The sequence below is a fragment of the Ensifer sp. Root423 genome, from assembly GCF_001426275.1.
Taxonomy (GTDB): domain Bacteria; phylum Pseudomonadota; class Alphaproteobacteria; order Rhizobiales; family Rhizobiaceae; genus Ensifer; species Ensifer adhaerens.
The window spans coordinates 38,360-63,327 of sequence record NZ_LMEG01000006.1 but is presented as its reverse complement, the minus strand read 5'-3'; the positions used below and the strand labels follow the sequence as shown (position 1 = coordinate 63,327).

At 62.4% G+C, this 24,968-nt stretch carries 24 protein-coding genes; 17 read left to right on the top strand and 7 right to left on the bottom strand.

Going from position 1 to position 24,968, the window contains the following annotated elements; all coding sequences use genetic code 11:
• Positions 1–2: 2 nt before the first annotated feature.
• Both mtnA and mtnK read right to left on the bottom strand, forming a co-directional pair.
• Entirely contained in the window at positions 3–1,097 is a 1,095-nt protein-coding gene (gene mtnA / locus ASD01_RS08875; protein WP_034796457.1) for an S-methyl-5-thioribose-1-phosphate isomerase, read from the bottom strand.
• Positions 1,094–2,365 carry an S-methyl-5-thioribose kinase gene (gene mtnK, locus ASD01_RS08870; RefSeq protein ID WP_060643887.1) on the bottom strand — a complete coding sequence of 424 codons (1,272 nt, stop codon included), beginning with the start codon at positions 2,363–2,365 and terminating at the stop codon, positions 1,094–1,096. The genes mtnA and mtnK overlap by 4 nt, the downstream gene beginning before the upstream one ends.
• A 147-nt stretch (positions 2,366–2,512) precedes the next feature.
• On the opposite strand from mtnK, the gene ASD01_RS08865 reads away from it, so the two are divergent.
• Genes ASD01_RS08865 through ASD01_RS08855 form a run of 3 tightly spaced genes read left to right on the top strand, consistent with a single transcriptional unit; the run spans position 2,513 to position 6,171 of the window.
• Positions 2,513–4,030 (top strand): sugar ABC transporter ATP-binding protein, encoded by a 1,518-nt coding sequence (locus ASD01_RS08865; protein WP_060643834.1) that lies wholly within the window; start codon positions 2,513–2,515, stop codon positions 4,028–4,030.
• Positions 4,027–5,076: an ABC transporter permease gene (locus ASD01_RS08860; protein ID WP_051659349.1), complete on the top strand. Its 1,050-nt coding sequence runs from the start codon at positions 4,027–4,029 to the stop codon at positions 5,074–5,076. The genes ASD01_RS08865 and ASD01_RS08860 overlap by 4 nt, the downstream gene beginning before the upstream one ends.
• 51 nt (positions 5,077–5,127) lie before the next feature.
• Positions 5,128–6,171, top strand: coding sequence for a substrate-binding domain-containing protein (locus tag ASD01_RS08855; protein WP_060517939.1), 1,044 nt, complete (start codon positions 5,128–5,130; stop codon positions 6,169–6,171).
• A gap of 57 nt (positions 6,172–6,228) precedes the next feature.
• Here ASD01_RS08855 and ASD01_RS08850 read toward each other — a convergent pair whose 3' ends face one another.
• From ASD01_RS08850 to ASD01_RS08840, 3 genes are all read right to left on the bottom strand, one after another.
• Positions 6,229–6,453 carry a hypothetical protein gene (locus ASD01_RS08850; protein ID WP_034796449.1) on the bottom strand — a complete coding sequence of 75 codons (225 nt, stop codon included), beginning with the start codon at positions 6,451–6,453 and terminating at the stop codon, positions 6,229–6,231.
• Positions 6,454–6,523: 70 nt separating this feature from the next.
• A complete protein-coding gene (locus ASD01_RS08845) occupies positions 6,524–8,578 on the bottom strand; it encodes a bifunctional aldolase/short-chain dehydrogenase (RefSeq protein WP_060643833.1) in 2,055 nt (684 codons plus the stop codon).
• Between the two features lie 57 nt (positions 8,579–8,635).
• Entirely contained in the window at positions 8,636–9,616 is a 981-nt protein-coding gene (locus tag ASD01_RS08840; protein WP_034796445.1) for a sugar-binding transcriptional regulator, read from the bottom strand.
• Between the two features lie 296 nt (positions 9,617–9,912).
• Between ASD01_RS08840 and ASD01_RS08835 the strand changes: the two genes are divergently transcribed.
• The 3 genes from ASD01_RS08835 to ASD01_RS08825 are packed head-to-tail and all read left to right on the top strand — an operon-like array spanning position 9,913 to position 12,765.
• A complete protein-coding gene (locus tag ASD01_RS08835; protein ID WP_060643832.1) occupies positions 9,913–10,464 on the top strand; it encodes a MaoC family dehydratase in 552 nt (183 codons plus the stop codon).
• Between the two features lie 7 nt (positions 10,465–10,471).
• Positions 10,472–11,632: a CaiB/BaiF CoA transferase family protein gene (locus ASD01_RS08830; protein ID WP_060643831.1), complete on the top strand. Its 1,161-nt coding sequence runs from the start codon at positions 10,472–10,474 to the stop codon at positions 11,630–11,632.
• Positions 11,629–12,765, top strand: a complete 1,137-nt coding sequence (locus ASD01_RS08825; RefSeq protein ID WP_113080539.1) for an extracellular solute-binding protein — start codon at positions 11,629–11,631, stop codon at positions 12,763–12,765. Before ASD01_RS08830 ends, ASD01_RS08825 begins: the two co-directional genes overlap by 4 nt.
• Before the next feature lie 54 nt (positions 12,766–12,819).
• Here ASD01_RS08825 and ASD01_RS08820 read toward each other — a convergent pair whose 3' ends face one another.
• Positions 12,820–13,656 carry an amidohydrolase family protein gene (locus ASD01_RS08820; RefSeq protein ID WP_060643830.1) on the bottom strand — a complete coding sequence of 279 codons (837 nt, stop codon included), beginning with the start codon at positions 13,654–13,656 and terminating at the stop codon, positions 12,820–12,822.
• A gap of 76 nt (positions 13,657–13,732) precedes the next feature.
• Complete coding sequence (locus tag ASD01_RS08815; protein WP_034796531.1) at positions 13,733–14,521, bottom strand: IclR family transcriptional regulator; 789 nt, start codon at positions 14,519–14,521, stop codon at positions 13,733–13,735.
• A 164-nt stretch (positions 14,522–14,685) separates the two neighbouring features.
• Here ASD01_RS08815 and ASD01_RS08810 point away from each other — a divergent pair, with 164 nt between their 5' ends.
• The 11 genes from ASD01_RS08810 (at position 14,686) to ASD01_RS08760 (ending at position 24,866) form a co-directional block, all read left to right on the top strand.
• On the top strand, positions 14,686–16,005 hold the full coding sequence (locus tag ASD01_RS08810; protein ID WP_034796434.1) for an extracellular solute-binding protein: 1,320 nt from the start codon (positions 14,686–14,688) through the stop codon (positions 16,003–16,005).
• 81 nt (positions 16,006–16,086) lie between these two features.
• The gene (locus ASD01_RS08805; RefSeq protein WP_034796432.1) at positions 16,087–16,983 is read left to right on the top strand and encodes a carbohydrate ABC transporter permease; all 897 of its coding nucleotides are present in this window, start codon (positions 16,087–16,089) and stop codon (positions 16,981–16,983) included.
• The gene (locus tag ASD01_RS08800) at positions 16,983–17,849 is read left to right on the top strand and encodes a carbohydrate ABC transporter permease (RefSeq protein WP_034796430.1); all 867 of its coding nucleotides are present in this window, start codon (positions 16,983–16,985) and stop codon (positions 17,847–17,849) included. Before ASD01_RS08805 ends, ASD01_RS08800 begins: the two co-directional genes overlap by 1 nt.
• 6 nt (positions 17,850–17,855) lie before the next feature.
• Entirely contained in the window at positions 17,856–18,953 is a 1,098-nt protein-coding gene (locus ASD01_RS08795; protein WP_060517928.1) for an ABC transporter ATP-binding protein, read from the top strand.
• A gap of 1 nt (position 18,954) precedes the next feature.
• Positions 18,955–20,067 carry a mandelate racemase/muconate lactonizing enzyme family protein gene (locus ASD01_RS08790; protein ID WP_060643829.1) on the top strand — a complete coding sequence of 371 codons (1,113 nt, stop codon included), beginning with the start codon at positions 18,955–18,957 and terminating at the stop codon, positions 20,065–20,067.
• A gap of 15 nt (positions 20,068–20,082) precedes the next feature.
• Entirely contained in the window at positions 20,083–20,433 is a 351-nt protein-coding gene (locus tag ASD01_RS08785) for an L-rhamnose mutarotase (RefSeq protein WP_034796424.1), read from the top strand.
• Positions 20,426–21,505: a Gfo/Idh/MocA family protein gene (locus tag ASD01_RS08780; RefSeq protein WP_060643828.1), complete on the top strand. Its 1,080-nt coding sequence runs from the start codon at positions 20,426–20,428 to the stop codon at positions 21,503–21,505. The genes ASD01_RS08785 and ASD01_RS08780 overlap by 8 nt, the downstream gene beginning before the upstream one ends.
• A gap of 1 nt (position 21,506) precedes the next feature.
• Positions 21,507–21,953, top strand: a complete 447-nt coding sequence (locus ASD01_RS08775) for a MaoC/PaaZ C-terminal domain-containing protein (RefSeq protein ID WP_034796420.1) — start codon at positions 21,507–21,509, stop codon at positions 21,951–21,953.
• A gap of 10 nt (positions 21,954–21,963) precedes the next feature.
• Positions 21,964–22,698, top strand: a complete 735-nt coding sequence (locus ASD01_RS08770; RefSeq protein WP_060517918.1) for an SDR family oxidoreductase — start codon at positions 21,964–21,966, stop codon at positions 22,696–22,698.
• A gap of 25 nt (positions 22,699–22,723) precedes the next feature.
• On the top strand, positions 22,724–23,569 hold the full coding sequence (locus tag ASD01_RS08765; RefSeq protein WP_060643827.1) for a fumarylacetoacetate hydrolase family protein: 846 nt from the start codon (positions 22,724–22,726) through the stop codon (positions 23,567–23,569).
• Positions 23,570–23,588: 19 nt separating this feature from the next.
• Entirely contained in the window at positions 23,589–24,866 is a 1,278-nt protein-coding gene (locus ASD01_RS08760; protein WP_060643826.1) for an L-fuconate dehydratase, read from the top strand.
• Positions 24,867–24,968: the final 102 nt, after the last annotated feature.

Here is a 24,968-nt window from a genome sequence, read left to right as displayed (position 1 = left end):
TCTCAGCTCCGTTCTGGGAAAAGCGCCTTGAGGCCTTCGGGCGATGGTGTTGCGATGCCGCGCTCGGTGATCAGGCCGGTGATGAGCCGGGCGGGCGTGACGTCGAAGGCCGGATTGGCGGCAGGGCTGCCCTCCGGCGAAATGCGCACGCTGGCAATCGAGCCGTCGCTGGCGCGCCCCTGGACGAAGCTCACCTCGTCGGCGGTTCGCTCCTCGATCGGGATTTCCTTGATCCCGTCGCGGACCGTCCAGTCGATAGTCGGCGAGGGGAGGGCGACATAGAAGGGGACGCCATTGTCGCGCGCAGCTAGCGCCTTCAGATAGGTGCCGATCTTGTTGCAGACATCGCCATTGGCCGTCGTCCGGTCCGTGCCGACAATGACCATATCGACATCGCCGTGCTGCATCAGGTGCCCGCCGGCATTGTCGACGATCAGCGTGTGCGGCACACCGTGGCCGTTCATTTCCCAGGCGGTGAGATAGGCGCCCTGATTGCGCGGGCGTGTTTCGTCGACATAGACATGCACCGGAATGCCTTCCTCGACAGCCATGTAGATGGGTGCAGTCGCAGTGCCATAGTCTACGGTCGCAAGCCAGCCGGCGTTGCAATGGGTGAGGATGCGCACGGGTTCACCCGGCGCCTTCTTCGCAGCAATCTCGCGGATGACCTTCAGGCCGTTTGCGCCAATGGCGCGATTGAGTTCGACATCTTCGGCCGCGATCTCGGCGGCACGATCATAGGCCGCCTTGGCACGCCCGCCTTCCGGCAAGGGGCGCAGATGGTCGCGCATGGCGTTCAGCGCCCAGCGCAGATTGATGGCGGTCGGGCGTGTTTCGTTGAGTTCCTCCCAGACGGCGTCGAGATGGGCGTTCGACGGGTCCTTGGCCATCGCAATCGCAACACCGTAGGCGGCCGTGACGCCGATCAGCGGTGCGCCGCGCACCCACATGTCGCGGATGGCGACGGCGACATCGGCGACCGTTTTCAGCGTCACGACGCGGAACTCGTGCGGCAACCAGCGTTGGTCGATGATATCGACGGAGCGTCCGTCCTCGTTGAGCCAGATCGTATGGTAGTGGCGTTCTCCGACTTTCACGCTGATGTCTCCTTCTGAAGGCGCTCCGCGAGTGCGCGGATGTCCTTGAGGCTGTGGATATGATGCCGGTTGACGGCGAGGTGACGCCCGAGCTTCAGCGCCCTGGTTTCGCAGGCAGCACGGCGATCGGGGTCGATGATGGTTTCGAAGTCGGCGTTGTGGGCGAGCCCCAGGATGCGGCGGTGTATCTCGACACCGGCAAAGCCCAACATCTCGCGCCAGATCTCGTCGATGACGATATCGAGCGCCTGTTCGGCACCGAACGGATCGTTGCGCGCCTCAAAGAGGCTTGCCTGATAGAGAATGCCGTTACGCTCCGTGCGCCAGAGATGGGCGAATTCGGTGCGGAAGGTTTCCCAGATGACTTCGACCGTATCGAGCAGATAGGTGCGCATGCCATCTCGGGCACTGGGCGCGTTTTCGTGTCCGCTCTGCGAAAAATAGCTCATCCAGAAATTGGCAAGCAGCATGCCGACGTCGAAGCTGATCGGTCCGTAGAACGCGAACTCCGGGTCGATGACGCGGGTCTCGTCGTCGGTCACCATAACAGAACCGGTATGCAGATCGCCATGGCAGAGCGTTTCGGCTTTTGCCGAGAACAGATGTTTCAGCCGCTGTGCTTCGACCTTGAGGTCGCGGTCGGCGCGAAGCTTGGCCACGATCGGATCGAGCTGGGGCGTGGTATGACGATTGAGCTCGGCCTCGAAATAGGGATCGGAAAACACCAGGTTTTCGGTGATGTCGCAAAGCTCGATATTGTCGGCGAAAAGCGCAAGGTCCGTCTTCTTTTCTCGCGTGGCCATGGAGAGGTCGGAGCCGCGAAAGAGCGTGCGGGCGACGAAGAGGCCGAGGTCACGCCCGATTTTCGGTAGTTGCCGCCCGTCGATCAGCGCGCGCCTCAAAATGACGTGCGGCGTCAGGAATTCCATGACGATGAGCGCCTGGGATTCGTCGAAGAAATAGATCTCCGGCACCAGACCGGGGTCACGCGCTGCCTGGCGCTTCAGGGCATGATATTCGAAATAGGAGCGCTTCAGCGGCAGCGGCCAGCTTTCGCCGACAAGGCGCACATAGGGCAGCGCCTGCTTGACGATGGCAGCGCCCCTGTCGCCGGAGACGATGAAGACCAGATTGAGGTTGCCGTCGCCGACTTCCTTAACGCTCCAGCGCGAAAAGTCCGGCCCGATTTTTTCTCTCAGGACGGTGTTGCCGCCGAGTTTTTCCGGCAACGTCGCAGCGCTCAGCGCCTCGAAGACCTGCTTGTCCATATCGTTCTCCTCCAACGCATGGCGCGGGCCTCCACCGCTCGCAGCCATACCGTGTGTGGTCACAACTAAGGCGGCATGCTAGCAAATGTCAATGGCCTTGACATTTGACGGAAGCCTATCCTAACCTGCCTTCATCGGGAGGAGAGAATGAGCGAACAGGCAGTGTTTCGCATTGAGGGCGTGCGCAAATCCTTCGGGCCGGTACCGGTTCTTCGAGGGGTGGATCTCGATCTCAAGGCTGGGGCGGTTACCGTTCTGATGGGCGCCAATGGCGCCGGCAAATCCACGCTCGTGCGGATCCTGAGCGGCGTTTACACGCGCGACGCCGGCACGATCACGCTCGCCGGCATGCCCTTCGAGCCGACGGCCCCGGCCGAGGCGATCCGCGCCGGCGTTGTCACCGTGCATCAGAACATCAATGACGGGGTGGTCGCCGATCTCGACGTCGCCACCAATCTAACGCTCGACCGCTTGAACGGGTGCGGTGCGCGGCTGTTCTTCAACCCGCGTCGGGTGCGCCGAGAGGCCGCCGCGGTCGCCTCGCGCATGGGGCTTGCGATCGATCTTGCCGCCAATATCAACGACCTGACGCTTGCCGACCGGCAGATGGTGGCGATCGCCCGTGCCATGGCGCATGAGCCGAAGGTGCTGATCCTTGACGAACCGACCTCGTCGCTGTCGAGCGCGGAGGCCGACCGGCTTTTCGATCTCGTCGATCGGCTGAAGGCGCGCGGCGTCGCCATTCTCTATATCTCGCATCGCATGTCGGATATTCGCCGGCTGGCCGATAGCATCGTGGCGCTGCGTGATGGCCGCATCAGTGGCCGCTTCGAAGGGCCGGAACTGGACTATGAGGGTGCGGTCAACGCCATGCTCGGTCGCAAGGTCTTGGCTGGCGCCGTTGATCTGCGCGACGGCGGCGCTCCGGTCTTTGCGGTCAGCGGCCTGAAGTTGTCGGAACAGGCGCGCCCCTTCGATTTCACGCTCCGTGACGGGGAAATCGTCGCCGTCACCGGGCTCGTCGGCGTCGGCAAGACCGCGCTTGCCGAAACCCTGTTTGGCGCGCGCGCTCCGTTTGCAGGTGAGATGACGCTCGACGGCGCGCGTTACGCGCCGGCAAGCACCGGAAGGGCTATCGCCCGCGGCGTCTTCCTCGTCGCCAAGGACCGCGCCGAAAGCGGCATCGTGCCCGACTTCAACATCTACGAAAATATCAGCCTGCCGTTCCTGAGCCGGCTCTCGCGCTTCGGCATATCGAGCCGGCGGGCGGAAAAGACCAAGGCACGCCAGCAGATCGCCGCCCTCGGTGTCGTCTGCCGCAGCGAGCGCGACGAGTTGCAGACGCTTTCGGGCGGGAACCAGCAGAAGGTGATGGTCGGGCGCTGGCTTTCCGAGCCGTCGCGCCTGCTCATCCTCGACGAACCGTTCCAGGGCGTCGACATCGCCGCACGCCGCGACATCGGCGAGAAGCTGCGCGCCTCGGCCGCGGGCCGCGCCACGATCCTCTTCGTGACCGAACTCGACGAAGCCTTCGAAGTCGCCGACCGAATCCTCGTGATGTCGGAACAGACCATCGTCGGCGAGCACCGCAATGCCGACATCGATGTCGAGCGGCTCCTGTCGGAAATCGCCGGTCAATTCTATCAACAGGTCCATGCGTCATGAGCAGTGAACAGAGCAATTCCGCAGCACCGGTTGCGGTCCCTTCGAGCGCATCGGGAATTCGCGAGGCGGCCATCAAATACGGCTTCCTCGTGCTTCTCGCCGGGATGGTCCTCTATTTCTCGCTCGTGACCGGCGGCTTCGCCTCACCGCAGAGTGCGGTCTTCATCCTGCAATCGGTGTCGATTACCGGCATCCTGGCGCTGGGCGTGACGGCCACGCTTGTCGTCGGCGGCTTCGATCTTTCGATCGGCTCGGTCGCGACGACGGCGATGATGGCCTCGTCCTATGTGATGGTGGTGATGGGCGGCGACGCACTGACGGCGACGCTCGTGTGCCTTGCCATCGGTGTCCTGGTCGGTTTCGTCAACGGCGTCATTATCGTCTACATGCGCGTGCCTGATCTACTGGCGACACTCGGCATGATGTTCCTCTTGCTCGGCCTCCAGCGCATCCCGACGGAGGGCCGGTCGATTGCCACAGGCATGACGCTTCCCGACGGCTCGGTCGCCGGCGGCACTTTCAGCCCGGCCTTCCTGGCACTCGGCCGCCACCGCTTCGATTTCGTCCTGCCCAACCTCGTGCCGGTTTCGGTCGTGGTGTTGATCGTGCTGGCGATCGTCATCTGGTTCTTCCTCGAATACACCCGCTTCGGCCGCATGATGTATGCCGTCGGCTCCAACGAGCGGGCAGCCGGCCTCGCCGGTGCGCCGGTCAATGCCTACAAGATTTCGGCCTATATCATTTCCGGCGTCTTCGCCTCGATCGGCGGCATCCTGCTTGCCGCCCGTCTTGGTCGCGGAGACATCGCGTCGGGCAACAACCTGCTGCTCGATGCGGTTGCCGCAGCGCTGATCGGTTTTGCCGTGCTCGGCGCCGCCAAGCCGAACGCTTTCGGCACGGCGATCGGCGCGCTCTTCGTCGGCATCCTGCTGCAGGGCCTGACGATGATGAACGCGCCCTATTACACCCAGGATTTCATCAAGGGCGCCGTGCTCGTCGCTGCCCTGATCTTCACCTTTGCGCTCTCGAAAAGAGGCAAACGCTGAAGGGGTGCCCTTCAGCGGAAAACAAAAAGTTCACCAGTGGAGGAGACTGACATGAACATGACTCGCAGAAGCCTGGGCCGCTTGACGCTTGGGTTGATGGGGGCAGCCGCCTTCGGCGTGCCGTCCTTTGCAGCCGACATGCCAAAGCCGTTCGACAAGGCCGGCGATGTCAAGATCGCGCTTGTGCGCTACCTTTCGACCGGCGACTTCTTCCAGTCCTATCTCGCAGGCGTAGAGGCGCAGTCCAAGGCGCTCGGCGTGCAGCTTCAGGTCTTCGACAGCCGCCAGGATGCAGCGCTCCAGGCCGACATGGTCGACCAGGCGATCGCGCTTGGCGTGCAGGGCATCATCATCCAGCACGGCCTGACCGAATCGATGAAGGAAGCTGCCCAGCGCGCGGTTGACGCCGGCATCAAGGTCGTCGCCTTCGACGTAAACGTCGAGAACGAGAAGATCCCGCAGATCGAGCAGTCCGATCGCGACCTCGCCCGCCTCGCGCTCGAGCAGGCCGTCAAGGACAATGGCGAAAGCTTCAAGGCAGGCTACGTCTATGTCGCCGGCATCGCGCCGCTAGACCGCCGCGACGAGACCTGGAAGGAATTCAAGGCGAAGTATTCCGGCATCGAGGAAGCCGCGCAATTCGGAACGATGGACAACCCGATCGCCAACTCGGTAGCCAACCAGGCCCGCGCGGTGATTTCGGCCAAGCCCGACATCACCGTGATGTTTGCGCCCTATGACGAGTTCGCCAAGGGCGTGAAGATCGCCGTCGACGAAGCGGGCCTGTCTTCCAGCGTCAAGATCTACTCGGCCGACATTTCGACGTCCGACATCGCCGCCATGCGCGAAACGGGCTCGGCCTGGACGGCGACGGCCGCCACCAACCCCGCCGTCGTCGGCCAGGTCTCGGTCCGCTCGCTCGCCATGCTGCTTGCCGGCGAAGACCCGGGCCGCCAGGTGGTCGTACCGCCGACGCTGATCACCCAGAAGGACCTGAACGATCAGGACATCAAGAACATGGAAGAGCTCGGCGTGAAGCTGCCGCAGTTCGCCCATGCAGATGTAGCCATGCCCGCATGGATGCCGAAGCCTTAATCTCCCAAGGCGAAACGAAAGGGGCGGTCGATCAGACCGCCCCTTTTTTTGTCCTTATTACTCTAATTCGCTTTCCGCCTTTGGCGGCACCCAGGCTTCGATCGCCGTCTCGGGATAGATCTGCACGGAGCCCGGCTCGAAATGGCTTTCGATCGCGTAGCCGAGGCTGGTCAGGTCTGTGCGATACCAGCCGACGATCTTGCCGCGCCATGAGGCGCGGCCTTTCTTGGCGGCATAGTCACCCATTTGAAACGCGGCATCTGCGGGCCATCGATCGACCATTTCGTCTCCATCCGAACAACTCTGGCGGGAGACTGCAGTGTGGCACGTTTTTACGCTTAGACGGAAGCGCTCAGCGCATCGCCGCTGCGATATTGCCGCCATCCACAGTCGTCACATCCGCGGTGGTTCGTTCTGCGAGCGCGTGGTGCACGAAGGCGCGCGCTACGTCCTCGGCCGTCACTTCGAGACCGAGCAGGTTTCCGCCCATGTAGTCCTTGACCGAAAGGCCGCGGGCGGCTGCACGATTGGCGATCATCTCGTCATTGAGCAGGCCCGAGCGGATGCGATCGGCGTTGACGGCATTGACGCGGATATGGTCGGCACCATGCTCAAGCGCATATTGCCGCGACAGAAACAGCGTCGCCGCTTTCGGCAATCCGTAGGCGCCGAACTTCGCGCCCGGGTTGACTGCCTGCTTGGAGGCGTTGAAGAGCAGCACGCCGCCGGTCTTTTGTTCCTTCATGATGCGCACGGCATTCTGCGCGACCGTCTGATGCGCGAAGAAATTCAGCTCGAAGCTACGGCGCAGCAGGGCGTCGTCCATCGTCGCAATCGGGCTTTCCCAGGCGGCGCCCGCATTGGAGACGACGATATCGACGCCGCCGAAGGTCGCGACCACCCGGTCGAAGGCGGCGCGCACCGAAGCGGGATCCGTGATGTCGCAGGCGATGCCAATCGAGTTGTTGCCGGCCGCCTTTGCCACGACTGCAGCCTTGTCGCCGTCGAGATCGAGCACGACGGCATGCGCGCCCTCGGCGACGAAAGCCTTGACGATGGCAGCGCCGATGGCGCCGGCGCCGCCGGTGACGAGCGCGACCTGGCCGGTAAACGGCTTCGGCTTGGCGCCTGCGAGTTTCGCCTGTTCCAGCGACCAGTATTCGAGATCGAAGAGATCCGGCCGGCTGACCGGCTCGAAGCGGCCAACGGATTCTGCGTCGCGCGCAGCCTCGATCCACATCTCGCCGACGTCGACGGCGATCATCGCGTCCTTGTAGGTGCGGCCATGGCCGAACATGCCGAGCCCGGGCACCAGCGTCAGGCGCGGCATGGGATCGAGCATGATGCGCTTGACGTCGTCTCGTGCGTCGTTGCTGTGGAAATACCCGGTGTAGTCGGCGGCAAAGGCGGTGACCCGCGCGTCGATCACGGCCCGGTAGCCCAAGAGATCATCTTTAGCCGGCGCCGGAAGCACCATCGGGCCGGTCTTGATGCGGATGGAAAGATCGGGCGTCGAAACGCCCCTGGCTGCCATCTCCTCAACCTGCTGCGCATTGACGAAGTCGAGGATATCGGGCGAGGTGCGGAACACACTGACCATGCGGTCAAAACGGCCTTCGCCCTTGTCGACGGCAACGGCGCCGCGCAGCATTGGCGCGATATCGGCAGGGCTTGCAAGCACTGCGGGCAGGGCGGCGGGCGTAAACGGATTGTGCCCCTTCGCTTTCACATGCTCTTCGGCAAGCGTGACATAGTGGATCATCCGATCATAGGCTTCCTTCGCCGTGTCGGCGAAGGTGAAGATTCCGTGCTTGTCGAGGATCAGCCCCTCGACTGTCGGATCCTGATCGAACACGTCCGCCGCAGCCTTCGCCAGCGCGAAGCCCGGCATGATGTAGGGCACGAAGCCCATCTTCCTGCCGAAAAGCTCGGCGCACATCTCCCGGCTCTTGGCCTGATCGGCGATGGCAAGAATGGCGGTCGAATGGGTGTGGTCGACGAACTTGTGTGGCAGGAAGGCGTGCAGCAGCGCCTCCACGGACGGGTTCGGCGAGGCCGGGTCGATGAGGTTGGCGCGCAACAGCGTCACCATGTCCTCGTCCGAAAGCCTTTCGAGCTTGCGGCTCTTGAGCAGGGGGGCGATCTTGACGGCTGGCAGGCCGGGGGGCTCGATCGTGCCCATGTCCCAGCCACTGCCCTTGACGCAGAGCACGGCATGCGTGTCCCCGACGAGGTCTGTGATTTCGGTTTTCACCGAGGTGTTGCCGCCGCCATGCAGCACGAGCCGCGGCTCGCCGCCAAGCAGTCGCGTCGTATAGGTCCGCAGCGCCAGATCGCGGCCGGTGCCCTTGGCCTGATAACCCGCAACGACCTTCTCCGCCTCGTCGTCGCGCCAGAGATTATCCATAAGTTCAGCCTCCCGATAAACCGGCCCGGCCGGTATCGGCGGACCCAAATTCGAGGCTCAGGGGGCGCCTGAGCCGCTTCTGCCAAGCCCTTCGCGGTTCCAGCGATCGAGGACTTTGCGTGCCATCGACTCGGTGATGACGAGATGCGAGGCGAAGCCGCCCTTCAAGGCCGCCATCAGCGGTTCGAACTTGCTGTCCTCCTGCACGACCAGCATGCGCTTCTTGATCGTGCGGATGGAGCCGAGATCGGCCGAAATGCAGCGGCGATTGTGCTCGCAATCCATCCATTGGCCGTCGCGATCGATGAGCTGTCCGGCAATGACGCCGGCCGCGCCCTTTTCGCCCATCGCATGCATGTCTGCAGCCGAGAGCGCGCCGCATTTGACGAGGTGGCTGTCATCCTCGATGCCGCCGACCGAATAGAGCGCCAGACCGCAGTCGGAGATGGTCGCGAGCTGCTCCTTGATGACGGGTTCGCCGCGCAGTTCTTCGGCGAGCCGCTCGGAGGAAAGCACGAGCGGCGCATAAAAATTAATCCCTTCGGCATTGAGGCGGCGGGCGATTTCCGTCGTGCATTGATCCGGGCGGTAGGAATAGGGCGCGCCGAGGTTGCCGCAAAGCTGCACGACCGTGACGCCGCGCAGGTCCGCAAAGGGCATGACGTCGGCGATATGATAGACGGTGCGGCCCCAGGCAACACCGATCCGGTCGCCCTTGTTGATCAGTTCGAGAAAGACGGAGGCCGCGACGACGGGCATTTCGGCGGCCGGGTCCATCGCCTGCCGATCTTCCGGCACGAGCCATGCAGTCGTAAGCCCGGTGGCGTCTTCGAGCTCGCGGGCAAGCACGTCCTGCGAAAACAGTTCTGTCGACGTGGTGATCGTGACGATGCCCATCTCGCGGGCCTTGCGCAGATACATGGCGATCGAGGCGCGGGATATCTCCAGCCGCTGCGCCACTTCGTCCTGGCGCAGGCCGTGCGTATAATAGAGCCAGGCGGCCTTGTGAATGATCTGGTCTGTGGCTCGGATGGGCATTGGCGGAACCTTCGCAAGATGGATCTGACATATTTCATCTATACTGACAAAAGTCAACGTTGTTGACGAATGTCGCCCTTTTCCGCGTTGCAGCAGCTGACCCTCTATCTGAATGATGGTCTTTACGGCGTCGCTTCTCGCCGCGAACGCGCTTGCAGCCCACAGCCGGTTGCAAACGGAATCCATATGTGAACATACTATTCATATAAGGATCCGAATGGAGATCGAGCGGCATTGCCCTCGGGAACCGTCGAACGGACCCGCAGTTGCCGACCTATTGCATCAGGGACTGACCAATGGATGACTTCATGCCCACTGTCGGGGTGTCCTCGACCCATCCCGGGGACATGCCGGAGGAGCACGCCGCGCTTCCCGTGTGGAACGCGGAAAATTGGTTCTATGAGGACTGGCCAGTCGGCCAGCGTATAAGGTCCTTGCGTCGCACGATCGCCGAGAGCGACAGCCACCTCTTCAATACGCTCGTCGTCGATATCCATCCTTACGTGCAGGATCAGATGTTTGCCGAGCGCGAGGGCATCTTCGGCAGGCGTCTCGTTGCCGGCGCCTTCGTCTTTTCCGCAGGCCTCGGGCTGGTCGCCACCAACTGCGTGAACGCCTTTTCCTACGGCTATGACAAGCTGCGCTTCATCAAGCCGGTCTTCATCGGCGAAACGATCTACACGATCCGTACCAACCTGGACAAAACGCCCCGCTACAGGGAGCTCGGGCTTATCCGGGCCAGCTACCAGGTCTTCAAGGGCGAGGGGGAGCTGGTGCTCTACTGTGAGCACCTGCAGACCGTGAAATACAAGAACCCCGCCGACTTCGTCGGCAAGACCGAGAAGTAAGATACCGATGACCGAAACCAACGAACTGCCGCTCTCTGGCCTTGTCGTCGTCGACATGAGCCAGTTTCTCTCAGGCCCCTACTGCTCCTTGCGCCTCATGGATCTCGGGGCGCGCGTCATCAAGATCGAGCGCCCCGACGGTGGCGACCTGTCGCGCCGGCTTTATCTGAGCGACACCGAGATCGGCGGCGATTCGACGATCTTTCATGCCATCAACCGCGCCAAGGAAAGCCTCGCGATCGACCTCAAGAACGAGGCCGATCTTAAAGCCTTGAAGACGTTGCTCGCCAAGGCCGACGTGCTGATCCAGAATTTCCGTCCCGGCGTCATCCAGCGGCTCGGGCTCGACTACGAGGCGGTCAAGGCGATCAACCCGAAGATCGTTTATGCCTCGATCAGCGGCTATGGCGAGGAAGGCCCCTGGGTGAAGCGGCCGGGGCAGGATCTGCTCGCGCAATCGCGCTCCGGCGTCATGTGGCTGAACGGCGATGAGGGCCAAGGGCCGGTGCCCTTTGGTCTGGCGATCGGCGACATGCTTGCGGGCGCCGCAGCAGCGCAAGGTATCCTTGCAGCCCTCGTCCGTCGCGGCATTTCCGGCAAGGGCAGCCTGATCGAGACGAGCCTGCTCGAGGCCCTCGTCGACTTCCAGTTCGAAGTCCTGACGACGCACTTGAATGACGGCCGCCGGCTGCCGACCCGGTCGGGTTTTCGCAGCGCCCATGCCTATCTGTCGGCGCCCTATGGGGTCTATCCGGCCAAGGACGGCTATCTCGCCATCGCCATGACGCCCATCCCGAAGCTTGCCGATCTCTTGCAAATGCCACAACTCGACGCCTATCGCGACGATCCGGCTACCTGGTTCTCCGAACGGGACGAAATCAAGGCGCTGATCGCCAAGCGGATCGCCGAAAACACCATCGACCATTGGCTTGGCGTGCTTGAGCCTGCGGACATCTGGTGCGCCCGGGTTCTAAACTGGAACGAACTGCTCGAAAGCGAAGGCTTCCGCGTGCTCGACATGCTGCAGACGGTGGTGCGCGAAGACGACGTTTCGATCCTGACGACGCGTTCGCCGCTCAGGGTCAACGGTAAGCGTGCGCAGGTGGACCGCGCAGCACCACGCATCGGCGAGCATAGCACCTCGATCCGAGAGGAGTTCGGCCTGTGAGCGTCACATTGAAGGGCATGACCTGGAGCCACCCGCGCGGCTACGATCCGATGATCGCCTGTTCGCGGCTTTGGCAGGAACGCACCGGCATAACGGTAGAATGGGACAAGCGCTCGCTACAGGATTTTGAGACCTATCCGGTCGAGGAATTGGCGCGGGCCTATGATCTTATCGTCATCGATCATCCGCATGTCGGCCAAATCACCAAGGAGAAGTGCCTGGCGCCGCTCGATGTGGAAGGCCGCCAAGCCGAGAGGAAGGCGCTTGAGGATGCGAGCGTCGGGCGCTCCTATCCGAGCTATACCTGGCAGGGCCGGCAATGGGCCTTTCCGATCGATGCGGCGACCCAGGTCCAGGCGTGGCGCCCGGACCTGACGGACCGCATGGAAAGCTGGACCGACATGCTGGCGCTCGCGCGACAGGCAAGGGTGGCGCTGCCGATGCGCCCACCGCATTCCCTGATGAGCTTCTACACGCTCGCCGGCAATCTCGGTTCCCCCTGCCGCAGTGACGCTACCGGGCCGCTGATCGATCCGGATGCGGGCATCAACGCCTTCGAGCGCCTGCGTGAATTGACAGACCTGATCGATCCCTCCTGCTTTTCCATGGACCCGATCGCCGTGCTGGAGGCAATGAGCGATCCGGCGTCGAAAGTTGTCTGTGCACCTCTGATCTACGGCTATGTCAGCTACGCGATGCCGGGCTTCCGGCCGTCGCTCGTGACGTTCGGCGATGTTCCGGTTGCCGGAACCAATGGTCCGGCAGGCTCGGCCCTCGGCGGAACGGGGATTGCGGTCTCGGCTTTCTCACAGGCGCGGGAAGCGGCGATCGATTTCGCCTATTTCGTTGCGAGCGGCGCCGTCCAGCGCGGTCCTTATGCCTCAGGAGGCGGGCAGCCCGGCCACGCGGCCGCCTGGGATGACGACGCCGTCAATGCCGCGACCTCCGATTTCTATCGTGCGACGCGCAAGACGCTGGAGAGCGCCTGGGTTCGCCCACGGCACGATGGCTACATGGCCTTCCAGCAGGCGGCATCCGATCGCATCAACGACGGCCTCACGGGCAAAGAGGCGGCGCGAAAGGTCGTCGACGATCTCAATCGGCTGTTTGCAGAGAGTTTTGCTACAGCCTGATTTCTGAGTTCCGGGATGCCCAGGCGTCCCGGAACGGACTTAGGGCAGGGCTTGCTAGGCGAGATTCCAGATCCGGCGCGCGTTGTCGGCAAGCAGCTTGCGCTTTTCCTCCGCGCTGCAGCCTTCCAGAAGCGCGTGGGTGGCGCCGACCCAGGTCGAAAGATTGCCGCCGAGCGTGCAGACCGGCCAATCGCTTCCCCAGACCACCCGATCCCAACCAAAGACGTCGATCGTGTGCTCGACATACGGGCGCAGCGTCTCGACCTGCCAGGCCTCGTCCGCATAGGCGACGACGCCGGAGATTTTTGCCGTGACGTTCGCACGCTGGGCGATCTCGCTCATGTGCTCGCGCCAGGGATGCTCGGCGCCGGCGCGAATGTCGGGCACGCCGCAATGGTCGAGAATAAACGGAACGTCGGGCGCCAGATCGGCAAGCGCAATCGCCTTTTCGATCTGGTGCGGCAGGACGCAGAGGTCGAAGGTGAAGCGACGGCCGCCGAGCCGGCGGATATTGTCACGAAAAGTCGCTCCTTCGGAGAGATCATCCGGCATCACATGCAGCACGCGGCGGAAGCCCTTGACGAGGCCGTTTGCTTCCTGGCGTTCCAGATAGGCCGAAAAGCCATCCTCTTCAGGTCGGCAGGCGGCAATAGCGCCCTTCAGCAGGCTATCCGCCTGGCCTGCGAGCCGCGCGACCTCGGATGTCTCCTTCTCCATCTCTAAAGGATCGACATCGACCTCCATGTGCAGGCTGGCGGTAATGCCGAGCCGCCGCGCTTCGCGCTCGTAGGTGGCGTAGAGAAAGTCCTGGTTGAGGGCAGGCACACCGGCGAGCCAGGGATAGGCGAGCCTCGACCTGTCGATGAGGTGAAGATGGGTGTCGATGATCAAGGCGCGCCTCCTCCGAACGGCTTCTCACATAAGAATGATCTATTCAGATAAGAAGTACGACCGTTCCCAAGTGCCGTCAATCTGTTGTGGAGGCCACGTCCGAACCGGCCAACGTCGACAGTTGCTCGGCGGTTTTCAGCAAAAGGGCGATGCTTTCAGTGATGTCTGGCGCCGAGGGCGCGTTGACGAGCGCGATATAGGGAACGGTCAGCGCCGCGATGCCGCGGCCATCAGGCCCCAGGATCGGCGCCGAGAGGTTATAGACGCCGGCTGTCTGCGCGCTCGCCATCATTTCATAGCCGCGCTCGCGGATCTGATCGAGGCGCGCGTAGAACTCAGGCCCGCGCGGGACCTCGTCTTTGCTCCTGGCATGTTCCGCGATCATCATTTCGCGCTCTTCGGCCGAGCGGAAGGCAAGCAGGATATGGCCGGAACCCGTGTCGAAGAGGCTGATATGCGACCCGACCCGGATCGAAATGCCCCAATAATCAGGCGCTTCCTGCTGGGCGATGACGACGGCGGAGCCGCGATCGAAGACGGCGAGGTGGTTTGCCTGCTTCGAGCGCTGGGCCAGATCCCGCATCAAGGGCGTGGCGTAGGAGGCAAGCCTGCGGACCGGCGCATGCAGTTGCGACAACCCGAAGAGCTTCAATGTCAGCGAATAGCGATCTCCGTCGATGCGCGTGACATAGCCGCGCCGCACCAGCCGATCGAGCATGCGGTAGAACTCGTTCGGACTCCGGTTCAGGCGCTTGGAAATCTCGGCCTGCGTCAGTCCGCCGTCGACGCTGGCGAGCAGCTCGAGAATGTCGAGCCCCTTATCAAGGGCCGGTGCGCGGTAGCGATCTGACTCTTCGGTGTCCATGAAGCCTCCTTGGTGAATATTCATATCCATATACGCAGACGAAGGCGCCCACAAAGGAAAGTTCTCCCTTGACGCCTCATAAAAATGTTGTTTGTATATGAATTAGTTTCTCACAAATGAGAACGTCACGTCAGGAAGAGGGCGTGAACATGGGAGGAGTGGATATGAAAAGGCTGCTTGCCGGCGTCTCCGCCGGCGTCGTTATGCTTGCCTGTGCAGGGGGAGCGGCGAATGCCGCAGAACTGCCCGGCAAGTTCGAGGGCGTCACGATCGACGCCAAGCTGATCGGCGGACAGCAATACGAAAAGCTCTACGAGCGGATCGGCGAATGGGAGAAGGCGACCGGCGCCAAGGTCAACATCCTGTCGAAGAAGAACCACTTCGAACTCGACAAGGAGATCAAGTCGGACATCGCGACTGGCGGCGTCAGCTGGTGCGTCGGCTCGAACCATTCCTCCTTCGCGCCGCAATACCCCGACATCTACACTGATCTCCTGGCGCTCCTGCCGCCGGAGGAGATCGCCAAATTCGTGCCGGCGCTGATCGACGCTTCGACGCTCGACGGCAAGCTGGTGATGTTGCCGCGCGCCCAGTTCGACGTGTCGGCGCTCTACTACCAGAAGAGCCTCTACCAGGACGAAGCCAAGAAGACCGCCTTCAAGGCGAAATACGGTTACGACCTCGCGCCGCCGGACACCTGGGCCCAGGTCAGCGATCAGGCCGAGTTCTTCGCCGCCCCGCCGAATTTCTACGGCACGCAGTTTGCCGGTAAGGAAGAGGCAATCAACGGTCGCTTCTATGAAATGCTGGTCGCCGAAGGTGGCGAATATCTCGACAAGGACGGGCGCCCCGCCTTCAACTCGGAAGCCGGTGTCCATGCGCTTGACTGGTTCGTCAAGCTCTACAAGGACAAGGCCGTACCGCCGGGCACGACCAACTATCTTTGGGACGACCTCGGCCAGGGTTTTGCCTCGGGCTCGATCGCCCTCAATCTCGACTGGCCTGGCTGGGCGAGCTTCTTCAACGACCCGAAGTCCTCCAAGGTCGCCGGCAATGTCGGCGTGAAGGTGCAGCCGGCCGGTTCTTCCGGCAAGCGCACCGGCTGGTCGGGCCATCATGGCTTCTCGGTCACCGAAGATTGCGCCAACAAGGAAGCGGCCGCTTCGCTCGTCTGGTGGCTGACCAACGAGGACAGCCAGAAGCTGGAATCGGCTGCCGGCCCGTTGCCGACCCGGACTGCCGTCTGGGAATACAACATCAAGCAAGCCGAGGGCGACGCCTACAAGACGGAAGTGCTGCAGGCTTTCCAGGAAGCCGCAAAGCATGCCTTCCCGGTTCCGAAGACGGCCGAGTGGATCGAAATCTCCAACGCCGTCTATCCGGAACTCCAGGCCGCCATCCTCGGCGACAAGACGTCGAAGGAAGCGCTTGATGCCGCCGCTCAGAAAGCGACCGGCATTCTCGAAGACGCGGGCAAGCTCTGATCGTTACCCATGAGGCGGCGCCGATGCCTTGAAGGCGCCGGCGCCGCCTCAGCCATTTCATGCAATCCTCAGGACTGCCCGATGAAGCTCAAGAAATTGTCAGCACCGGCCCTGCTTCTGCTTCCGGCCTTTGTCGTGCTCGCGGCGGTGATCGTGTTGCCGCTCCTTTTTTCCTTCTATTCGAGCTTCACGCCGTTCCGCTTGACCAAACCGGAGACGCTGTGGGTCTTTGTCGGCCTGCGCAACTACGCGACCGTACTTGGCAACGCCGAATTCTGGGTCGCGTTTGGCCGCACCGTGCTGTTGCTGACTGTGGCTCTGAACGCCGAGATGCTGCTCGGTCTCGGCCTGGCTTTGCTTGTCAACAAGGCGACCCACGGCCAGCGCCTGCTGCGCACCATGATGATGTTTCCGATGATGTTTTCGCCGGTGCTCGTCGGCTTCCAGTTCAAGTTCCTCTTCAACGACAATATCGGCTTCGTCAACAATGCGCTGCAGTCGCTGGGACTGACGGATCAGGCAATTCCCTGGTTGATCGACGGCAATCTCGCACTGCTCTCGATCATCATCGCCGAAGTCTGGTCCTCGACCGCAGTCTTTGCGATCCTGATTCTGGCCGGCCTGCTCGCCATGCCGAAGGATCCGGTCGAGGCTGCCCATGTCGACGGCTGCACACCCTGGCAGACCTTCCGCTATGTCACCTGGCCCTATCTGATGCCGTTCGCCTTCATCGCCATGACGATCCGCTCTCTCGACGTCGCGCGCGCCTATGACATCGTCAAGATCATGACCGATGGCGGCCCGGCCAAGCGCACGGAGCTACTCTGGACGCTCGTCGGCCGCACAGCCTATGCCGATGCCCGCATGGGGCTCGCCAACGCCATGGCCTATGTCGCGATCCTCCTGTCGATCGTCTTCACCGTCTATTTCTTCCGCAAGCTCGCCGCGGCGCGCCAGCAGATCGGAGCCGAGTGGTAATGGATATCAACGCTTCGCACCGCCTGCGCCGCCGCCTGTTGAAGACGGTGCACCTGATCGGCCTGTTTCTCGCAATGGCCGTGATCTGCCTTCCCGGCCTCTGGATCGTGCTGTCGTCGCTGCGCCCGACCGTCGAAATCATGGCGAAACCACCGGTTTGGATCCCCGAGAGCATTTCGCTCGATGCCTATCGCGCCATGTTTGCGGGCGCCGGGCAGGGTGGCGTTCCCGTCTGGGACTATTTTCGCAATTCGCTGATCATCTCGGTGACCTCGACGGTGATTGCACTGGCGATCGGCATGGCCGGCGGCTACGCCTTTGCCCGCTATCGTTTCAAGGCGAAGTCGGCGATCTTCCTTGGCTTCATGCTGACGCGCGCCGTGCCTGGCATCGCGCTCTCGCTGCCGCTCTTCATGCTCTACGCCCGCACCGGGATCATCGACACGCATTTTTCGCTGATCCTGACCTATGTCGCGCTCAACGTGCCCTTCACCATCTGGCTGATCGACGGCTTCTTCCGCCAGGTGCCGAAGGATCTCGCCGAGGCCGCCCAGATAGACGGCTGCACGCCATGGCAGGCCTTCTGGCAGGTGGAGTTTCCGCTTGCCGGTCCCGGCATCGCATCCGCCGGCATCTTTGCGTTCCTGACGTCCTGGAACGAGTATGCGCTTGCCTCGCAGATCACCCGCTCGGTCAATTCCAAGACCTTGCCGGTCGGGCTTCTCGACTACACCGCCGAATTCACCATCGACTGGCGCGGCATGTGTGCGCTCGCCGTCGTGATGATCATCCCGGCGCTGACCCTTACCTTCATCATTCAGAAGCACCTCGTTTCGGGCCTCACCTTCGGCGCGGTGAAAGGATAATCGTTCATGGCTCCTGTCACCCTCAGGAAACTGGTCAAGCGCTACGGCGCGCTCGAGGTCGTCCACGGCATCGACCTCGAAGTGAAGGACCGCGAGTTCATCGCGCTCGTCGGCCCGTCGGGCTGCGGCAAGTCGACAACGCTGCGCATGATCGCAGGCCTCGAAGACGTCAGCGATGGCGCGATCGAAATCGGCGGAAAGAAGGTCAACGACCTGCCACCTCGGGCGCGCAACATTTCCATGGTCTTCCAGTCCTATGCGCTTTATCCGCATATGACGGTCGCCGAAAACATGGGTTTTTCGCTGAAGATCGCCGGACGCTCGGCAGACGAGATCAAGACGCGGGTCGATGAAGCCGCTGCCATCCTCGATCTTAGCCATCTTCTGGAGCGTCGCCCGTCGCAGCTTTCCGGCGGCCAGCGCCAGCGCGTCGCCATGGGGCGCGCGATCGTGCGCCAGCCGGATGTCTTCCTGTTCGACGAACCTCTGTCGAACCTGGATGCGAAGCTGCGCACCCAGGTGCGAACCGAGATCAAGAAGCTGCATGCCCGCATGCAGGCGACGATGATCTACGTCACCCACGACCAGGTCGAGGCGATGACATTGTCAGACCGCATCGTCATCATGCGTGACGGCTATATCGAACAAGTGGGCACGCCGGAAGAAGTGTTCCAGCGCCCGGCCACAAAGTTCGTGGCCGGCTTCATCGGCTCGCCGCCGATGAACATGGACGAGGCGATCGTCGACAACGGTACGCTCGTCTTTGTAAGCGGCATGCGGCTGCCGATCCCGCCGCGGTTTGTGAACGCGCTCCGTCCGGGACAGAAGGTCACCTTCGGTCTGAGGCCTGACGACATCTATCCGAGCGGCCATGGTCTGCATGCCGGCGACCCGGCCGCCGTGCACGAGGTCGAGCTACCGGTGTCGATCACCGAACCGCTGGGTAACGAAACGCTGGTCTTCATCCAGTTCAACGGTCGAGACTGGGTTTCGCGCATGCTCAATCCCCGCCCGCTTGGCCCGGGCGAGAAGGTGCGCATGAGCTTCGACCTCTCGCGCGCCCATCTCTTCGACATCGATACCGGCAAGGCTCTGGAAGGCTGACATGGCAAAAATCGAGAAAATTGAACTGCGCATGGTCGACCTGCCGCCGAAGGTGAAGCGGACCGATGCGATCCAGAGCTTCGTCAGCCAGGAAACCCCGATCGTCACCATCACCGACAGCGATGGTGCGACGGGCACCGGCTACAGCTATACGATCGGTACCGGCGGTTCGTCGGTGATGCGGCTTCTCTCCGACCACCTGGTGCCGATCCTGATCGGCGAGGATGCCGATTGCATCGAGGCGATCTGGCACAGACTAGAATTTGCGACCCACGCGACGACGATCGGCCCGATAACGGCGCTGGCGCTGGCGGCAGTTGACACAGCACTTTGGGACCTGCGCGCCAAAAAGCAGAAGCTGCCGCTCTGGAAGCTTGCCGGCGGCGCCAAGGAAAGCTGCCCCCTCTATACCACCGAGGGCGGCTGGCTGCACATCGAAAAGGAAGCGCTGATCGAGGACGCGCTTGCCGCCAAGGCCAAGGGCTTTTCAGGTTCGAAGGTGAAGATCGGCAAGGCGCACGGCTCGGAGGATTACGATCGCCTGTCGGCAATGCGCAAGGCGCTCGGCGACGGCTTCGAGATCATGACCGACTGCAACCAGGGTTTCACCGTCGACGAGGCGATCCGCCGCGCGTCCAGGCTGAAGGAGCTCGACCTTGCCTGGATCGAGGAGCCGCTGCCGGCCGACGATCTCGACGGTCATATCCGGCTGACGCGCTCGACGCCCACACCGATTGCGGTTGGTGAATCCATGTACTCGATCCGTCATTTCCGCGAATACATGCAGAAGGGCGCCTGCTCGATCGTCCAGGTCGACGTTGCCCGTATCGGCGGCATCACGCCGTGGTTGAAAGTCGCGCATGCGGCGGAAGCCTTCGACATTCCGGTCTGCCCGCACTTCCTGATGGAGCTGCATGTCAGCCTCGTCTGCGCCGTGCCGAACGGCAAATATGTTGAGTACATTCCGCAGCTCGATGATCTCACGACCAAGGGCATGGAGATCCGGAACGGTCGCGCATTGGCGCCGTCCGAGCCAGGCATCGGGATTTCCTGGGACTGGGATGCCGTGCGCGCCCGGTCGATCGACGAGTTTACCCGCGAGTTTCGGGGCTAGGATAGGGAGGTCATCATGCAGCGAATGGGAATGGTGATCGGTCTGGAGGCGTCCAAGGTCGCCGAATACAAGGCGTTGCACGCCGCCGTCTGGCCGGAGATCCTCGCGCTGATTTCCGAGTGCAACGTTACCAACTACTCGATCTTCCTCAAGGAGCCGGAAAACCTGCTCTTCGGCTACTGGGAGTATGTCGGCTCTGATTTTGAGGCGGACATGGCCAAGATGGCCGCCCATCCCAAGAACCAGGAATGGTGGTCGGTCTGTATGCCCTGCCAGAAGCCGCTTGAGACGCGCCAGGAAGGTGAGTGGTGGGCGATGATGGAAGAGGTCTTCCATCACGACGGCAAGGTCTCCCACAATGGCTGAAAATTTCGATCCGGGCGCGCTCAGGCAGTGGTGGCCGAAACCGGCAAAGCCCCGGCCGATCGTGATCTTCGGCGCCGGCAGCATCGTCGGCGACGCACATCTGCCGGCTTATCGCCAGGCCGGCTTCCCAGTCGCGGGCCTTTATGATCCAGACCGGGAGAAGGCCGCGAAGCTTGCCGGCGCCTGGTGCATTCCCGCCTTCGAACGGGAAGAGGATGCGCTTGCGGTCGCTGATGCAATCTTTGATCTGGCGACCCCGCCGGCGGCCCATGCCGCCATCCTGGCGAAGCTTCCAATCGGCGCCGCTGCCCTCATCCAGAAGCCGATGGGCTCGGACCTCGAAGCCGCAACCGCCATTCTCGAGACCTGCCGGACGCGCAAACTGAAGGCAGCGGTCAATTTCCAGCTCCGCTTCGCGCCGATGATGCTGGCGCTGAAAGACGCGATCGCGAAGGGATACCTCGGCGAGGTCGTCGATTTCGACGCCTGGCTTGCACTCTCCACCCCCTGGGGCTTGTGGCCCTTCTTGAAGGGCCTGCCGCGCATCGAGATCGCCATGCACTCGATCCACTATCTGGATCTCGTGCGCGGCCTGCTTGGCAATCCATTGGGCGTGCATGCAAAGACGATCGGCCATCCGAACCATGAGGTTGCCCAGACACGGACGGCTGCGATCCTCGACTATGGTGATCGAGTGCGCTGCGTGCTCTCGATCAATCACGACCATGATTTCGGCCGTAAGTTCCAGGCCTGCGAGTTCCGCATCTCGGGCACGTCGGGTGCTGCTTATGTAAAACTCGGTGTCAACCTCGACTATCCCAAGGGCGAGCCCGACGAGCTCTGGATCCGGCCAACCGGGGCTGTCGAGTGGGTGTCAGTTCCGCTTGAAGGCGCCTGGTTCCCCGACGCCTTCGCCAACCGAATGGCCAATCTGCAGCGTTTCGCCTCCGGCGAAGACCCGGAGCTGATCGGCTCGGTGGAAGACGCCTGGCAGACAATGGCCCTGGTCGAGGCCGCCTATCAATCGAGTGCCGCGCCGGCCACGGCGATCGCGCCACTTCCGGGACGCTGAGATGTCGGAACAGATCATCCATTTCGAAGACTACGAGCTCGGCCATGAGCGCCTGACGACGGGCCGGACGATTACCGAGACCGACTTCGTCGTTCATGCCGGCCACACCGGCGATTTCTTTCCGCACCACATGGATGCGGAGTTCGCCAAGACCCTGCCGGGCGGCCAGCGCATCGCCCACGGCACCATGATCTTTTCGATCGGGGTCGGGCTGACCGCATCTTTGATCAATCCGGTTGCGTTTTCCTACGGCTATGATCGTCTGCGCTTCGTGCGCCCGGTTCATATCGGCGATACGATCCGTACCCGCGTGACGATCGCCGCCAAGGAGGACGATCCGAAGCGGCCGAAGGCGGGACGCATCGTCGAACGGTTAGAAGTCATCAACCAGCGTGGCGAGGTCGTTCTCGCCGCCGACCATATCCTGGTCGTTGAACGCAAAGCATGAGGGATCGAGAATGACAGCGGATCTTAAAGGCAAGGTCGTCCTGATTACGGCTGCGGCTCAAGGCATCGGCCGCGCTTCGGCTTTGGCCTTTGTGAAGGCCGGCGCAAAGGTGCACGCGACCGATATCAATACCGATGCGCTTGCGGCACTTGCAAAGGAAGCCGACGTCGAAACGCACCGGCTCGACGTTCTCGACACGCAAGCGGTCGAAGCGCTCGTGGCAGAGATCGGCGCCGTCGACGTCCTCTTCAACTGCGCCGGTTTCGTGCATGCCGGTTCGATCCTGGAGATGAAGGATAGCGATCTGGAGTTCGCGCTCGACCTCAACGTCAAGGCGATGATCCGCACCATTCGTGCGGTCCTTCCGGGCATGCTTGTCCGCAAGGACGGCGCGATCATCAACATGGCTTCGGTCGCTTCCAGCATCAAGGGCGTACCCAACCGGTTTGCCTACGGCGTCACCAAGGCCGCCGTCATCGGTCTCACAAAGGCCGTCGCAGCCGATTACGTGTCTGAGGGCGTTCGCTGCAACGCCATTTGCCCGGGCACCGTCGAAAGCCCGTCGCTGCAGGACCGCATGCGCGCCCAGGGAGACTATGAAACTGCGCGTGCCGCCTTTATCGCCCGCCAGCCAATGGGACGTCTCGGCACCCCGGAAGAGATCGCCGACCTTGCCGTCCATCTCGCGGGCGCCACCTATACGACCGGCCAGGCCTATGCCATCGATGGCGGCTGGACCATCTGACAACAGACAAGCAGGAAGCAGAGATATGAAACTTCTTCGTTACGGCCTCCCGGGCCAGGAAAAGCCGGGCATCCTCGATGCGAACGGCACCTTGCGTGATCTTTCCGGCCACGTCGCCGATTTCTCAGGTGTGGCGCTCGACCCGGACAAACTCGCCGAACTCGAGGCACTCGATCTCGCCGGCCTTCCGGCTGTCGACGGCAACCAGCGGCTCGGCCCTTGCGTGGCCGGTACCGGCAAGTTCATCTGCATCGGCCTCAACTACTCCGACCATGCCGCCGAGACGGGCGCCACGGTTCCCTCCGAACCGATCATCTTCATGAAGGCGACGTCGGCGATCGTTGGCCCGAATGACGACCTGATCATTCCGCGCGGCTCGGAGAAGACCGACTGGGAAGTGGAACTCGGCGTCGTCATCGGCCGCAAGGCCAAGTACGTCACCGAGGCGGATGCACTCGACTATGTCGCCGGCTACTGCACCGTGCACGACGTCTCCGAACGCGCCTTCCAGATCGAGCGCCAGGGACAGTGGACCAAGGGCAAGTCCTGCGACACCTTTGGTCCGACAGGCCCGTGGCTGGTGACCAAGGACGAAGTGGCGGACCCGCAGAACCTGCCGATGTGGCTGAAGGTCAACGGCGAAACCATGCAGAACGGCTCGTCGAAGACCATGGTCTATGGCGTTGCCTACCTCGTCTCCTACCTGTCGCAGTTCATGTCGCTGCAGCCGGGCGACATCATCTCGACCGGCACGCCGCCCGGCGTCGGCATGGGCATGAAGCCGCCGCGTTACCTTAAGGCCGGCGACGTCGTCGAACTCGGCATCGAGGGCCTCGGCAGCCAGAAGCAGTCCGTGCGCGCGGACGATTGATCATAAGACTGGAGTGACCATGACCCGCATCACTGATCTGCGCGTCTTCGACCTGCGCTTTCCGACCTCGCAGAGCCTCGACGGTTCCGACGCGATGAACCCGGACCCGGACTATTCCGCGGCCTATGTCATCCTCGACACCGATCGGGAGGGACTTGCGGGCCATGGTCTCACCTTCACCATCGGCCGCGGCAACGACATTTGCTGCATGGCGATCAAGGCCATGCGGCATCTGATCGTCGGCCAGGAGACATCAGACATTCTCGCCCATCCCGGCCGGTTCTGGCGGCACCTGACCAGCGACAGCCAGCTGCGCTGGATCGGTCCGGAGAAAGGTGCGATGCATCTGGCGACCGGAGCCGTCGTCAACGCCGTCTGGGACCTGCTTGCCAAGGAGGCGGGCAAGCCCGTCTGGCGGCTTGTCGCCGACATGTCGCCGGAAGAAATCGCCGACATCGTCGACTACCGCTACATGACGGACGTGCTGACGCGTGACGAGGCGGTCGCCATCCTCAGCAGGGCCGAACCCGGCAAGGCTCAGCGCATCGCGACGCTCGAGAAGGAAGGCTACGCCTGCTACACGACATCGGCCGGCTGGCTCGGTTATGACGACGATAAGCTCCGGCGTCTCGCCCAGGAGGCGATCGACGAAGGTTTCAACCACATCAAGATGAAGGTCGGCCGCGACCTTGCCGACGACATCAGGCGACTGACAATCGCGCGCGAGGTGATCGGCCCGGACCGCTACTTGATGATCGACGCCAACCAGGTCTGGGAGGTTGGCGAGGCGATCGACTGGGTCAAGCAGCTTGCCTTTGCCAAGCCGTTCTTCATCGAAGAGCCGACGAGCCCCGACGATGTTGCCGGCCATCGCAAGATCCGCGAGGCGATCGGTCCGGTGAAGGTCGCGACCGGGGAGATGTGCCAGAACCGCATCATGTTCAAGCAGTTCATCGCCGAAGGCGCGATCGATATCGTCCAGATCGACAGTTGCCGCATGGGCGGCCTCAACGAGGTGCTGGCGGTGCTGCTCGTTGCCGCCAAATACGGACTGCCGGTCTGGCCGCATGCCGGCGGCGTCGGCCTTTGCGAATATGTCCAACACCTGTCGATGATCGATTATATTGCCGTATCCGGAACGAAGGATGGTCGCGTCATCGAATATGTCGACCATCTGCACGAACACTTCCTCGACCCCTGCGTGATCGCGAACGCCGCCTATATGCCGCCACAGCGGCCCGGGTTCTCGATCGAGATGAAGCCGCAGTCGATCGCCGACTACAGGTTCGGCGGTTAACGCAGAAGGTTTTATATAAGAATAACGTCTTCAATATTCAAAAGCCGGAGCGATATAAAGCCGCTCCGGCTTTGTTGTTTCCTCCGATCCTCGGTCAATTTC